This window comes from Microcoleus sp. FACHB-672, assembly GCF_014695725.1.
GTDB lineage: Bacteria > Cyanobacteriota > Cyanobacteriia > Cyanobacteriales > Oscillatoriaceae > FACHB-68.
Genome location: NZ_JACJOU010000007.1, coordinates 148,739 through 163,241 on the forward strand (window position 1 = coordinate 148,739; position 14,503 = coordinate 163,241).

The following is a 14,503-nucleotide window of genomic DNA, read 5'->3' on the forward strand; positions in this document are numbered from 1 at the left end:
CAACATTAGTCAAACTCAGGCGGCCACAATTCAGAAACTGGGGCTTCCCAGCCGGCCAATAATTCGGGAACGGTCAAAATGTCTCCATCTCTGAGTAGAATTGGGCTGCCCGTAGGGCGATAAACGGTGACAGTTTGCTCATCTGGATCGATAAGAATTCCGATTAAAGCCCCCATTTCTAAAAACATCTTAATCTTGTCTTGCAAAGATTTAATTCGGTCACTTTGTGATTTAATTTCTACGACTAAATCGGGAACGAGTTCGGCAAAATAACGCTGGCTTTTCTTGAGACGTTCCGCACTGACATAGGAAACGTCCGGTGCTTTTAAGTTAGTATCCGGCATAATAAAACCGCCGCTGGAATCAAACACGCGTCCAAGCCGGCGGGGTTTAACCCAGTTGCCAAGCAGTCGGATGAACTCAGCCCCTATTTCGCTAGATTCGATATCTGATGGACCCATAACAGAAATTTTTCCATCTTCGAGTTCTAATTGGTAATCGAAACCGGCTTCGGAAAGTGTGGCTTGCAGTTGTTCCAAGTCTTTAACCGTTAGCAGTGGCATGAGTAGAGTCTCCTTGGGTATGTAATGCTATTGCTGATAAACAGGCAAGCAGAAATAAAGCGAACACTGCTGCTGATGCCGGTGCAACATTAATCAAACTCAGGGGGCCACAATTCCGAAACAGGAGCTTCCCAGCCGGCCAATATTTCGGGAACGGTCAAAATGTCTCCATCTCTGAGTAGAATTGGGCTGTCGGCGGGTCGATAAACGGTCACGGTTTGCTCATCTGGAGCGATAAGAATTCCGACTAAAGCCCCCATTTCTAAAAACATTTTAATCTTGTCTTGCAAAGATTTAATTCGGTCACTTTGGGACTTAATTTCTACGACTAAATCCGGAACTAATTCGGCAAAATAACGCTGACTTTTCTTAAGACGTTCAGCGCGGACAAAGCAAACATCAGGTGCTTTTAAATTGGTATCCGGCATAATAAAACCGCCGCTAGAATCAAACACGCGTCCTAGCCGGCGCGGATAAACCCAATTGCTCAACAATCGGATGAATAAAACGCCTATTTCGCTTGATTCGATATCTGATGGACCCATAACAGAAATTTTTCCATCTTCGAGTTCTAATTGGTAATCTAAACCGGCTTCGGAAAGTGTGGCTTGCAGTTGTTCCAAGTCTTTAACCGTTAGGTGTGGCATGAGTGGAGTCTCCTTGGGTGTCTGAGCCTAGGGCTATTGTAAGACAAGCCCAGAAAGGCCGAGAGTTAGAGCGCTTAAACCGGCTACCGAGAAACGATTTGGACTGGGAAATAATTGCCGGCTTGAGGAGAAAGCTGAGAAGTTGTTGCCGGCAACCCTGAGATAGTGTAAATTTTCCGGGGAGGGAACCGGCTTTGGGGGATTGGGGAAAATACACTTGGAAGCTTCACAACCGGATATGGATTTAACGTCTACTTTTTCATCGCAACTGCGTGCCTGTACTGACAACTTGTTTGAGCGGATGGATCGCTTTTCCCAGGCGCGAATTTTAGTTGTGGGCGATCTGACGCTGGATGAGTTTCTCACTGGGCAAGTTGAGCGTATTTCCCGCGAAGCGCCGGTGTTGATTATTCGCCATGAGAATACCCGACAAGTGCCGGGAGGCGGGGCAAATGCGGTTTACAATTTGGCGAAGTTGGGCGCACAGGTGAAGGTTGCCGGTTTCGTGGGCAAGGATATCCAAGGACAGGCTTTGCGGGACATTTTTGAGGCTGCCGGCATTGATACGCAAGGAATGTTGATTGATGCAGATCGCCCAACGGTTACGAAAACCCGGATTTCTGGTCATGCGCGGCAGTCTGTGACTCAGCAAATCGTGCGGGTAGATCGCAAATCGGATGATTTGCCAGATTTGGATTTGCAGTTGCAGTTGGCGGAGTATATCCGGCAGCAGTTGCCAACGGTGGATGCGGTGGTGTGCTCGGATTATGGGGATGGGGTGTTGACTGCGCCGGTAATTGAGGCAGCGCTAGGACACCGGCAGGTAATTGTGGATACTCAGAAAGATTTGCAGCGCTTTGCCGGCGCGACGATATTTACGCCTAATTTACCGGAAGCTGAACAAGCGGTGGGATATGGGATTAATAGCCCTCAAACTGTGTCGCAGGCGGGAAAGGATTTGCTGGAACTGACTCAGGCGAAGCAATTTTTAATCACGCGGGGTGAAGAGGGGATGACGCTGTTTGAAGGTGCCGGCGTTGAGCATCATATCCCGGCTTTTAACCGCACGGATGTTTTTGACGTGACGGGTGCCGGTGATACGGTGGTTGCGGCGCTGACGTTGGGTTTGTGTGCCGGTGGTTCTTTCTGGGAATCTGCGGTTTTGGGGAATTTAGCGGCGAGTATTGTTGTGCGTCAATTTGGGACTGCTACAACAACGATTGAGGAGATGAAGGAGGCTTTGCAGTTGTTGCTTGAAGTTTAGATTGGGTTGTTAGGAATAAAAGATTTTTTATTTAACCGCAGATGCACGCAGATAAACGCAGATGGGTTAACGGCTGTGTTGGATTGATGTTGTTGGGTGAAGTGAAACGGAGGGTTCGCTTTGCTCAACCCAACCTACTTGGGGGTTTATAGCAACCGGCACCACTTGAAACTGAAATTCAAACTTAATCGGCTTGCAAAAATCTGAAATACTTGCTAAACATAGCTTGCAGCCTTCTGTAAAGGCGTGAAAGTTCGCATCAAGTTAATCCAAAATCCAAAATTGATATGACCCACAGCTGGAACAACGGTGAAAATAGACAACCCCGCCGGATATTGATCACGGGGGGTGCCGGCTTTATTGGCTCAAATTTTGTGCATCACTGGTGCGAATCTTACGGGGGCGATCGCGTGGTGGTTCTCGATGCCTTGACGTATGCCGGCAACCGGCAAACTCTGGCACAGTTGGAGGGAAGGGAGAATTTTCGCTTTGTGCAGGGGGATATCTGCGATCGCGCGGCTGTCGATAGTCTATTGCAAGAGGAAGCGATTGATACGGTTGCCCACTTTGCCGCAGAGTCTCACGTTGATCGCTCAATTCTCGGTCCCGGTGCTTTTGTGCAAACGAATGTGGTGGGCACTTTTACGCTGTTAGAAGCGTTTCGGCAGCATTGGAATGGCAAGGGACAACCGAGTGATTACAGGTTCCTCCACGTTTCTACGGATGAAGTTTACGGCAGTCTCGGCCCGGATGATCCAGCGTTTACCGAAACAACGCCTTATGCGCCGAATAGTCCCTATTCTGCCTCGAAAGCCGGCAGCGATCATTTAGCGCGGGCTTATTTCCACACTTACAAAGTTCCGACAATTATTACCAATTGTTCTAACAATTACGGCCCTTATCATTTCCCTGAAAAATTGATTCCCCTGATGTGCATTAATATGCTGCTGGGCAAACCTTTGCCGGTTTATGGGGATGGTCAAAATGTGCGAGATTGGCTGTATGTTCGCGATCATTGTAGTGCCTTAGATGTGGTGATTCATCGCGGTGAACCGGGGGAAACTTACAATGTTGGCGGTAATAATGAAGTGAAAAATATTGACTTGGTGCGGATGTTGTGTAAGTTAATGGATGAGATGGCAACTGAGCTGCCGGTGCGTCCTTGTGAGGAGTTGATTACGTTTGTAAAGGATCGGCCTGGACATGATCGCCGGTATGCGATAGACGCAACCAAGATTAAAACTGAGTTGGGTTGGACGCCTTCTGTTACGGTTGAAGAGGGATTGCGGCGCACGGTTGAATGGTTTTTAACCCATGAAGATTGGTGGAAACCGCTACTCTCTGAAGAGTATCAAGCTTATTACAACCAAGTTTACGTTTAAAAGTAAAATTGCCAGAATTCAGGCGAGCGTTTACTTTGGTTGCGCTGAATTTGCTTTAGAAAATTGCGATGTTTAGAAACTCGGTTTTTTAAAAAGCCGGGTTTCTTTATGTTAAGTTTATTCGAGTTTACCAATGATTAAGAATTGCGATAAAATCATAAGTATTTAACTTTCCATCACAATTCGCCGAATCCAACCAACAATATCTTCTATTAAATTTGGCTGATTGGGTGAGAAAGATTGTAAGGGGATATTCGATTGATTACTGACGACGCAAATGCCTCCAGCAAATTTGCTTAAACCGTTGAGGAAGCTTTCGCTAAAGCCTTGGGGTGGTGCGCCGGCAGGGTTTTCATAAAAGAGTAAAATCGGTCGCTTTTTGCCTTTGCGACAGAGAGATTTATAATACACCTTCAGCTCTGCTATTTTTGTAGGCTCGCCATTAGAACGCTCTGGACAACCACTATCAAGCATGGCATCGTAAATTTCCAGAATCGGGTTATCCTTATCAAAAAAATTGCTGCCGTCAATGCAAATAAGCTGGACTGAATTGATTAATTCTATGTCAAGTGCAGCCTTCAGTCGTTGTGGTAATTCTGCTAAGTTGCGCTGTTGGGTGCCGGCGGAGAAGCCTACTCCTGTTGTTTCCGGGACTTCGGGATGGGGTGTGTGAGGTGGATGATGCCATGCCTCATAGAAGGTGGGATAGGGCAGAGTTTGGGCGCAGTGCCAGATGACTTCGTAGCAGTTCTTGAATCGATCAAACTCATTTTCGTAAGTTTCATTAGATAGGTAATCTTTTAAGGCAGAGACAACCCCCGCCATTTGCTTATCTTTCACCAAAATCTTTTTCAAGCTATCTGCCGCCTGACTGCCGATAGATTCATCCTCAGTGTTGCTAATTAACTCGACTAAAGCCCTGATAGCCGTTTCGTTGCCGGTGCCGATTTTCCCCAAGCTTTCTGCTGCTTCCCTGTTGATCCATTCATACTCACTGTTGCCGATTAATTCGACTAAAGCACTGATGGCCGTTTCGTTGCCGGGGTCGATTTTCCCTAAGCTATCTGCCGCTTCCCTGCGGGTTTTTTCATACTCACTGTTGCGGGTTAACTCGACTAAAGCATTGATGGCCGTTTCGTTGCCGGGGTCGATTTTCCCCAAGCTATATGCTGCCCTCGTGGTATCTTCATCCTCAGTGTTGCCAATTAACTCGACTAAAGCATTGATGGCATCTCTGTTGCCGGTGCCGATTTTCCCCAAGCTTTCTGCCGCCGTCCAGCGGGTCCATTCATACGCCAGGTTGCCAATAAAGTTGAACCTCCAAGTGTTGCCAATTAACTCGACTAAAGCATTGATGGCATCTCTGTTGCCGGTGCCGATTTTCCCCAAGCTTTCTGCCGCCCTCCTGCAGGTAAATTCATCCTCAGTGTTGCCAATTAACTCGACTAAAGCATTGATGGCATCTCTGTTGCCGGGGTCAATTTTCCCTAAGCTATCTGCCGCTTCCCTGCGGGTTTTTTCATACTCACTGTTGCGGGTTAACTCGACTAAAGCATTGATGGCCGTTTCGTTGCCGGGGTCGATTTCCCCCAAGCTTTCTGCCGCCCTCCTGCAGGTAAATTCATCCCCAGTGTTGCCAATTAACTCGACTAAAGTATTGATGGCATCTCTGTTGCCGGTGCCGATTTTCCCCAAGCTATATGCCGCCCTCGTGCGGGTATCTTCATCCTCAGTGTTGCCAATTAACTCGACTAAAGCAGCATTGATGGCATCTCTGTTGCCGGTGCCGATTTTCCCCAAGCTTTCTGCTGCCGTCCAGCGGGTAAATTCAGACTGAGTGTTGCCAATGAACTCCTCTAAAGCAGCATCGATGGCAGTTTCGTTGTCGGTGTCGATTTCCCCCAAGCTATATGCCGCCATCCAGCGGGTCCATTCATACTGACTGTTGCCAATTAACTCGACTAAAGCATTGATAACATCTCTGTTGCCGGTGCCGATTTTCCCCAAGCTATATGCCGCGCACGCGCGGGTTTTTTCATCCTCAGCGTTGCCGATTAGCTCGACTAAAGCCGTGATGGCAGTTTCGTTGCCGGTGCCGATATTCCCCAAGCTTTCTGCCGCCAAATAGCGGGTTTTTTCATCCCTAGAGTTGCGGGTTAACTCGACTAAAGCCCTGATGGCTTTGGATCGCTGTGTTTGGGGCAGCACTTCCCTCGATGCCTCTGCTATTGGATCGAGAAATGTTCGCCACTCTTGTTTTTCAATGTTGAAGTAACCAAAACCCCATTTAACGATTGTCCTGACAATTTCCTCACTTCTGGAACACTGGCGAAATTCGGTAATGCCGGCTGCTGCTAGAAAATAAGCTTGATCCTCATAGAAATCACCGCACTCATCCGCAAACTCAACTAGAGAAGTAATAAAGTCCTCTTTCTGTTTCTTCAGCACCTCTTTCTGTTCCCCTGGCACTTCGACACGCCCCAACCACAGCAAAATTACCTCTTTCCACTGCGGTTCAAAAATGCGGTAAATTCCCTGCTTTGGATCATTTGGCTCATCAGTGAGAAAATAATGCCAATCCTCCACCGCTAAAGCTGCAAAATATTCCTGAAACGTCAAGTGAAAAAAGGCATAAACCGGCTCATCAGTTTGGGCATCGTTGTAAACATAATTCAACCAACCTGCCTCATCAGCTAATTTAAATAAAGCGTGCCCCATAATTTTTTGCGCGAATCTCTTTCCCAGGAAACACTTCTGATCGAGTGCTTGCTGAGCCAATTTTCCTAAAGCGCTGTGCAGTTCCTCCTGCTTCTCTTCATTTTCTGTCAGGAGTGGGTGCGGTTTCCAGTGATAGTAATCCCTAACAAATCGTTCGTAAAGTCCCGCCTTTGTTTCTGGCAAATTTCCTTGTTTTAAATACCAAGTTTTGCAGAGCATCGCCACGCGTAAGGGATTTTTCACTGTATCCCGAATGCGCTCTTTTCCCGACTCTTCTAATTTAGCTTGTAACTGTTTTCCCAATTCTGGCTGATCACTTTTGGCAAACCACTGCCTAATAAAGTCTGCTACTTGATTTTCTTCAAAGCAGAGGGTGCGATAGGTTGCAAAATTAGGCAAAATATTCGGGTTTGCTTCCCACACATTCAGTCGGCAAGTCAGTACAACTCGCGCCTGCGCCACCCAAGCCGTGAGAGATTCAGCAATTTTTTGTAGAGGCGCTACCGCCCGCATTTCATCCGCCCCATCTAATAACAACCACACTTTACCGCCACTGAACAGTTTTTTAAATTTCTCCTCAAGTACGGCTGTCACTTTCATCGCATCGGAATTAATCACTGGTAGCGCATTTTTTAGCCAATTTTGCAACAAAAATTCTTCCAGAGTTTTCTCACCGACACTTGCCAAAGAAATTGCAATGGGAAAATAGGGGGAATTTTTCCCTTCTTCAAGATGCTGGGCGATCTTATCTAACCAAGTGCTTTTCCCTGCCCCCGGTTCACCGGCAATGGTGATATTTTTACCCGGTTTTGCGATAACTTTTTCGAGAAATTCATTCTTTTGATACGGCTTCTCAATAATTTCTGTTTGCGATAGCTGATATTGCCGCATTCCCTCGCTTGGCAAAGGCGAAAATTCCTCACCTCGCCGAGGCGTTGCCTTCGGTTTCACCAAACCCAGAGGCACATAAACATTTACCTCATGCCCCAAACCCCTGCCGGTAATTTGCTTGCGAAATAGCTGCCTTTCCCGTTGCTGTGCCAGCATGGCGCGACAAACTTGATGCCAATCAATGCTGTCATGGGGTGCTGGTTCCGGGGTTGTTTCCTCTAGATTTTTCTCTTGCCACTTCCGCTTAATCTCAGCAAGATTCTCTTCTGGTGATGCCGTGTGCCACTTCAGCGCCAACGTGAATTTCCAATAGCGCGTTCTTTCTGTACCTTCTGGGCGTTCATCGTTAAAAACGCCCAACTCTTTCAAGCAGTCGATAACTGTCTGAATTGCTTCTGCTTCCCTCTTTTCCCTGCTGCTGCCTTCTCCCTGCTGGCGTTTGGGAAGTTCTAAGCATTTACCGGCTTTCTCCGCTAATTGCCATAACCTCTTTTTTGTGGTGCCGGTTTCAACAATTATTTCCCGTTTACCCTGTTTTTGCGTATCCTTCCCCGTTACCCTCAGCTTGGTTGGATCTTTTTCACACCACTCAGCTTTAACCGCTAACTGTAACTCCGCATCGTCTAACTCCCACCCATTTGCCAAAGACAGCAAGGCTTCTAAAAGCTTAAATGTGTTGCTTTTAGCTGGTTCTTTCCAGGCAACGTTTCTCACCATAAATCAAATCTAAAGAAAAGATTAAAAAGCTGTAATTCCCCTAACCTGCAAGCTTCCCCAAACGTGTAAGCCTCATTATACAAGCTTTTCAGGCTGCCCTTGGGGAAGTTGATTGAGGAAAAACCCAAAAAAAGAATTTACCTCGTTAACCCAAAACGGGGTGAATTCAATGTGTACTGATAACCAAGAACAAAAGCACCAGCAACACAAAACTGATAACCAAAAACAAAAGCACCAGCAACGCGTTGCCGTCGAAGACTTTCACGGTAACTTTGTCGAACCACTGCAAAAAATGGTGGTGCAACCACAGCCGGGACTGAATTCGACTCCCGCACCTCTCCAAGGATATCCCAGCCTATGTTTGTTAATGTTAGTCCTATTTTTTTGGTGTGGATTCATTCACATCTGCCATTTACACCGGCGCAATTCTCGCCCATAAAAAAAGGGACGATCTCTGCAATCGCCCCCCTCTCTATCTCAAACAATTAACAACTAACCGGCTGCTGCTGATATATCCGTTCCACAACTTGAGCTAAACGCTTCATGCCGGTTTCTATTTCTGCATCGGTTGCCGTCAAACTAATGCGAATGCACTCATTCTTGTGTCTCCAATCTTCGCGTAAACCAGGGAAGAAAGAACTACCGGGAACGACAACCACGCCCACTTCCTTTAGTTCTTGATACAAATCCCAATCACTCATCGGCAAATTCTCCAACCAAAGCCATGCAAAAATTGCGCCTTCTCCGCGATGCAGGAACCACGGCAAATCCTTTGGCATCGCTGCATCTAAGGTGCTTTCAACAACGGTAAACTTACTTTGGTAATAAGGGCGAATCACGTTTTCTGCCACATCCGCAAGGGCACCACTGGCAATTGCCCGCGCTGCGATCGCTTGCCCGTAACGGGGGGAGTGAATACACATATTTGTCTGGAATGATTGCAGAATTTGAATCACTCCCTCATCGCCAACGGCAATGCCCACCCGTTCTCCCGGCAATCCGGCTTTTGATAAACTCATGCCATGAATCACATTGCCGCCAAACACCGGCGTCATTTCTGTAAAATTCAAGGCGGGGAACGGAGGGCCATAAGCCGAGTCTACCATCACCGGCACGTCGTAGGGGGCAGCCAGCGCCGCAATTTTCCGCACCTCTTCATCCGTCAAAACGTTGCCGGTGGGGTTACAGGGACGCGAGAACAGCACGCAGCCGGTGTTTTCGTTAATCTCCAATTGACTAAAATCAGGCCGGTATTTGAAACTATGACCGGCAGCATTAATATCCAGTGAAGGCTTATAGGCAAACAGCGCCTCTGGCATCAAGCTGACACCGCCATAGCCGGTATAATCGGGACTCAGGGGCAGGACAATTTGCTTCAGTTGTTTGCCGGTGGTGTAACCGCCAAAGGCATTGGCAGCATAAAAATAAAGCGCCTGACTGCCGGGGGTAATCAAGATGTTACGCTCAGTTAAATTCAACCCATAGCGCCGGTTGAAATCAGTCACCACGGCATCAATCAGCGGCTGATATCCTTGAGAAGATCCATACCGGCAAACGACTTCACCATAATCTGAACTTGCCAGAAGTTCGGCTGTGCAATCGCGCCATAACTGCTCTACCTCTGGCAGAATGACTGGATTGCCGGCGCTTAAATTGATAAACTCCTGCCCTTCTCCAGCTTGCAAGGTTTCAATAATATCTTTCATAATCGCCCGCACCCCTGTCAGGTGGGACATTTGATCGCCGAATTGAGTCAGGGCAGGATTCATAAGACTTTGAGATGAAACAACGCTGATAGTTAACAGATGTAGAAGATCGTAGCGAATTTGCTAGCAGTTTTAACCGCTATGTGCTGAAGTTTGATGGTTGTTTTGCTGCAATTGCAAGTTTTCTCGCCGGATCTTTGACTTAATCCACTTTAAAATTATCTGCTACCTGCGCCAATGGTACACTTACGCAAAATTTGACGTAGTACAGCAGCACAGGGGTATTGGATAAAGTCTGAAAGGCATTGGGGGGTTCCCCCCAAACCCCCCATTGGGTGACGGGTGCGTCCCCCAAACCCCCTCCACAAGGGGTTATCTGTGAGAATCTTATATTGAGTTTGGTGTATATTGTATAAATTAGTCTGAGCGAATATTTTCTACGCTGATGCTATGCCCCTAGGCAGTGGGGTATATTTTGGTAGATTGAAGATTGTTTGTACTTGCCCTGACTTTCAGCGAATCAGCCGGCTCAAGGTTGCTTCCATGACTGCGGTTGTTTGACCGGCAACGGTAAAAACTAAGGCTTCCCGATAGACTCGCTGTGCGGCATGATGTTTATAATTCGCAGCACCACTAGAAACCGTTACCGCAGCCGTCGCACACCGGCACGCTAATTCTATCGCCCACGCACGCAATTTCAACCGATCTGCGTCAGGTTGCCGGTAAGCCTCAAGTATGCCGGCACGACAGTTGAGCAATTCCCGATCTAGGGCGTCAAAAGTCGCGTTAATAAAAGGTAACTGCTTGGTTTTTGCTACCTCTTCTACAATATCAAGGCCGGCACGCGCGCAACCCAAGGCAAAAAAACTATGCTGTAATACATTCTTGCGATCATTTTCATGAATCCAACCAGCCGGCTGGATAAACAGCACCCGCTCTTTTGGTAAAAACCACTGATTTAACTGGGCGGTAACGGTGTTAGTCGATGCCATTGCTGCCAACTCCATCGGCTCACTAAATATAATTTTGCCACCGGCATCTTGATAGCTTTCCACAAACGGCACCACGCCAAAGACAGCGCCACCATCCGGCAATGTCGCGCCGGCAATAAATTCTTGAAAGCAGCCAAAGCCGGTGATCCAAGGCACGTATCCATTGAGCAGGAAGCCGGCTGCAACCGGCTGCGCGACGAGTGCCGGTTCTCCCTGACGCCGCAATTGCGAAAAGCCAACGCCTACTAACCGCTTGCCGGTGGCTAAATGGGGGAGATATTCTTCCTTAAGCGCTTCATTCTCACTTTTGGCTAAAAAGCCGCCGGCGCTTTGGTGCTGGGTTTGCATGAAAGCCAAGGCACCAGAGTATCTAGTTACTATCTCTTGAAAGGTGCGAAAACTTTCTTCATTGAATTCTGGCGCACTCTCGCTTTGGGGAACTCGCAGTGCTAGTAAGGAACGTTCACCAAGTCCTTTTAAAGCGGTTTGTAATGCTGCCGCATCACTGTCAATTTGGGCAGCTTGCGGCGCGACAAATTCACGCAAATAAGATCGAGCGATATCTAATAACGGGTGCCGGCAATCCATGTGATTTTATTCGCTGCAATTGTGCCGGTTAAAGAGGCAATGTAAGAACAAGAAGATTCATTTTACACCAATGCAAAATAGCCGATTTTATTGAGATTTCGTCCACAGCAACTTAATTCGCTGCTCAAATCCGCCTCTTTCTTCCCGCCTGCGGCTTTGCTCTGCTAAGACGGCTTCGCGTTCAATTCCACAGGTTAACATGACGGCATCAATTACTTCATACAGATCAGCCAATTCTTTGACCAAGTCTTGAGAATTTGCACCCGCAGCTTCTTTGGCTTCTTCTATCAGTTTGTCTCGCAAAGCTTGTTGATACTCATCCTGCGACATCGTTACTACTTCACATTGATTGCCGGCTTTGTGAATAATTTCTGGAATCCGATCTCGCACAAGTTTGTTATATTCCTGAAACATCTCAAATTCTCACTTATCATTTCTCACATTAATTTTCTGAGTCTTCCCGTTGCTCTCGATTCTGAGCATCGAGAAACTTTAACTGCCGGTAAAGCATGGCAATTTGAGGCAATTCTACACCGGCACTCTGCGCCGCACGCCAAGGATTGCCTACAATTGCCTCCAGTTCTAAGGGACGCTTTTCGTCATAGTCAATCTTCATGCTGGTTCGATAAGGCTTCATCTTTGCAGTGTGATCCACCATTTTTTGAATAAAACTATCGGGAATTGCGCGATTGTATGCTGCCGCGCCAGCAACCACTTCCTGCATCAATTGCTCGACTAAAATGCGAATATGAGCATCTGCCATTAGCTCATCTGTCCTGGCATTCAAAATTACAGAAAGCCCGTTGTAAGGAATATTCCAAACGAGTTTTTTCCATCGAGCAAGCATTAAATCTTCTGCCTGTTCGATGGGGATGCCGGCGCGTTCAAAATCACTGGCAATTAAACGCATTCGTTCTGTAATGCCTGCCGGTTGATAGTCTGGAGTATATTCTCCCAGGGCCACCGCACTGTAATCTAAATGGCGGATCAAACCAGGCCCGACTTTATTAGAACAAACAAAACATAACCCTCCCATCACACGTTCAGCGCCAACAATTTTGGCAACTTCTGTTTCAATCCCCCAACCATTTTGCAGTAGCAGAACTACGCTGCTGTCCTTGAGTGCTGCCGGCAACAGTTTCGGCAGCAGGTGATTGTAAGTGCTTTTTAATGCAATCACGACTACATCACATTGGGGCATTTCATCGGCATTGCAATAAGCCTTCACTTGGGGAAGAGTAAAATCGCCTTCTGGGGACTCCACCACTAACCCATGCTGTCGAACGTGTTCATAATCACTGTGCAGCAAGAAGTGAACATCTAAACCGGCCTTTTGCAGGCGAGCACCATAGAACCCTCCTACTGCGCCGGTGCCGAGGATTGCATAACTTCGATTGGTCATGTCAGGGCTACACCTCCCGTCATCAAATTCTCCATCTTTCTGTGTTCCAACCCTAACAATACTGCTGAAGTTTTGTGCCTTCAAGCTACCTAGTATTGGGCATGGGGATTGGGCATGGGGGATTGGGCATGGGGGACTCAAAACTTAAAACTCTAATTTCTCTCCCACTCTCGCCCTCAGCACTCAGCAGTCAGCACTCAACACTCCCCCAACTGTGAGCGCTATGCTGAGGATAAATACCGGCAGGTAGGAGGAATAAAATTATGGCAAACGAACAAGATAAAAACTTTGAGCAAAACGAACCTGTAAATTCATCGGCACCGGCATCTGAGAAGGCACACGCACCCGACACCGGCAGCCACAACCCAACCAGTCACTCTGAGAATCACTCGCTTTTTGATTCAATCGCTCAAGTAACCGCCGGCGTAGGGGAGGCAATTAACGCCGCAGCGCAAACCGGCCAAACGGTGATGCAGACAGCAGCCGGTGTGGGTGGGGCGATTGGCACAGTTGCAACTCAAGCCGGTCAAGCTGCTTTGACAACAGCGGCAGAGACGGCACAAACCGCAGCGAAACAAAGCCAAGAGATATTTGAGAAAGCGACACATGAAGCCGGTCGCGCTGCTAGCTTCATTGGGGATAACCCGGTGTTGCGACAAGTTTTGAAAGTGTTTCGGGCAGAATGGCTGCTGGGAATGGTGGGTCAAGTTGATACAGTGAAAGCTCAGGAAGCAGTCAGAAAGCTACAACAAGAGCATCCCAACGAAACTCCTAATGAAATCGCTCATCGGATTATGTCAGAGAAAGCGATTCAAGCCGGCGGTGTTGGGTTAGTCAGCAGTCTTGTCCCTGGAGTCGCACTGGCGCTGTTGGCAATCGATTTGGCAGCGACAACCCAACTACAAGCGGAAATGATTTATCAGATCGCCGCCGCCTATGGCATGGATCTACAAGCACCGGCGCGTCGCGGCGAAGTGATGGCGATTTTTGGGCTGTCCCTCGGTGGCAGTCAAGCGATTAAACTTGGCTTGGGTGTGCTGAGAAATGTGCCCCTAGCCGGTATGGCGATTGGTGCCGGCACCAATACGGTGATGCTTTACACCTTGGGGTTTGCAGCGTGCCGGTTCTATGAAGCTAAAGTCGATCCCATGAGTTCGCCGGCAGTCGCGCAAGCTATCCAGAAACAAAGCGAAGAATATCTAACCGTGGCGCTGGCGCAGCAAAGCATTATGGATCAAATTTTGGCACAGACAATTTTGGCAAGTAACCCAAACAAATCTTGGGAAAATATGTTGCCTGAGTTAAAGGCATTAAATGTAAGCCCAACTTCGTTAGAAGTGATGACGGCTGAACTGAAATCGCCCCAACCGTTAGACCGGCTGGTTGAAAAGCTCAACCGAGACTTTGCCTTGCCTTTGCTGGTGAAATGTTACACGCTTTCGCAACACGATGGCACAATAAACCCCGAAGAAGCGCAGTTACTGGAAACCATTGCTTCCAAGTTTGAGATTGATTTAAAAGCAGTTGAAGCGACTGTTAAATCTAATAACTCTAAAGCCGGTTGAAGCTTAAACTTCTTGCAATTAGGCTATAAATTTGCAATGCAATCGATTAGGCTGTGCCTCACACCTTG

General features: G+C 47.6%; 12 protein-coding genes. 4 read left to right on the top strand and 8 right to left on the bottom strand.

The window, feature by feature from the left end:
- Window positions 1-5: 5 nt before the first annotated feature.
- From H6F56_RS04300 to H6F56_RS04310, 3 genes are all read right to left on the bottom strand, one after another.
- Entirely contained in the window at window positions 6-563 is a 558-nt protein-coding gene (locus H6F56_RS04300) for a Uma2 family endonuclease (protein ID WP_190665612.1), read from the bottom strand.
- 89 nt (window positions 564-652) lie between these two features.
- On the bottom strand, window positions 653-1,210 hold the full coding sequence (locus tag H6F56_RS04305) for a Uma2 family endonuclease (protein ID WP_190665613.1): 558 nt from the start codon (window positions 1,208-1,210) through the stop codon (window positions 653-655).
- Window positions 1,191-1,427 carry a hypothetical protein gene (locus tag H6F56_RS04310; RefSeq protein WP_190665614.1) on the bottom strand — a complete coding sequence of 79 codons (237 nt, stop codon included), beginning with the start codon at window positions 1,425-1,427 and terminating at the stop codon, window positions 1,191-1,193. Before H6F56_RS04310 ends, H6F56_RS04305 begins: the two co-directional genes overlap by 20 nt.
- 21 nt (window positions 1,428-1,448) lie before the next feature.
- Between H6F56_RS04310 and rfaE1 the strand changes: the two genes are divergently transcribed.
- Window positions 1,449-2,474, top strand: a complete 1,026-nt coding sequence (gene rfaE1 / locus H6F56_RS04315; protein ID WP_190665615.1) for a D-glycero-beta-D-manno-heptose-7-phosphate kinase — start codon at window positions 1,449-1,451, stop codon at window positions 2,472-2,474.
- Window positions 2,475-2,761: 287 nt separating this feature from the next.
- Window positions 2,762-3,856, top strand: coding sequence for a dTDP-glucose 4,6-dehydratase (gene rfbB / locus H6F56_RS04320; RefSeq protein ID WP_190665616.1), 1,095 nt, complete (start codon window positions 2,762-2,764; stop codon window positions 3,854-3,856).
- A 165-nt stretch (window positions 3,857-4,021) separates the two neighbouring features.
- Here the strand turns inward: rfbB and H6F56_RS04325 are convergent, their stop codons facing one another.
- Window positions 4,022-8,182, bottom strand: coding sequence for a HEAT repeat domain-containing protein (locus H6F56_RS04325; protein WP_190665617.1), 4,161 nt, complete (start codon window positions 8,180-8,182; stop codon window positions 4,022-4,024).
- A 169-nt stretch (window positions 8,183-8,351) separates the two neighbouring features.
- Here H6F56_RS04325 and H6F56_RS04330 point away from each other — a divergent pair, with 169 nt between their 5' ends.
- Window positions 8,352-8,621, top strand: coding sequence for a hypothetical protein (locus H6F56_RS04330; protein ID WP_190665618.1), 270 nt, complete (start codon window positions 8,352-8,354; stop codon window positions 8,619-8,621).
- Window positions 8,622-8,667: 46 nt separating this feature from the next.
- On the opposite strand, the gene H6F56_RS04335 is transcribed toward H6F56_RS04330, so the two are convergent.
- The 4 genes from H6F56_RS04335 to H6F56_RS04350 form a co-directional block, all read right to left on the bottom strand.
- Window positions 8,668-9,951 carry a valine--pyruvate transaminase gene (locus H6F56_RS04335; RefSeq protein WP_190665619.1) on the bottom strand — a complete coding sequence of 428 codons (1,284 nt, stop codon included), beginning with the start codon at window positions 9,949-9,951 and terminating at the stop codon, window positions 8,668-8,670.
- A gap of 449 nt (window positions 9,952-10,400) precedes the next feature.
- Complete coding sequence (locus tag H6F56_RS04340; protein ID WP_190665620.1) at window positions 10,401-11,468, bottom strand: acyl-CoA dehydrogenase family protein; 1,068 nt, start codon at window positions 11,466-11,468, stop codon at window positions 10,401-10,403.
- A gap of 87 nt (window positions 11,469-11,555) precedes the next feature.
- Window positions 11,556-11,882 (bottom strand): nucleoside triphosphate pyrophosphohydrolase, encoded by a 327-nt coding sequence (locus tag H6F56_RS04345; RefSeq protein WP_190665621.1) that lies wholly within the window; start codon window positions 11,880-11,882, stop codon window positions 11,556-11,558.
- Window positions 11,883-11,910: 28 nt separating this feature from the next.
- Complete coding sequence (locus tag H6F56_RS04350; protein WP_190665622.1) at window positions 11,911-12,870, bottom strand: putative 2-dehydropantoate 2-reductase; 960 nt, start codon at window positions 12,868-12,870, stop codon at window positions 11,911-11,913.
- Between the two features lie 263 nt (window positions 12,871-13,133).
- Here H6F56_RS04350 and H6F56_RS04355 point away from each other — a divergent pair, with 263 nt between their 5' ends.
- Window positions 13,134-14,435, top strand: coding sequence for a hypothetical protein (locus H6F56_RS04355; protein WP_190665623.1), 1,302 nt, complete (start codon window positions 13,134-13,136; stop codon window positions 14,433-14,435).
- Window positions 14,436-14,503: the final 68 nt, after the last annotated feature.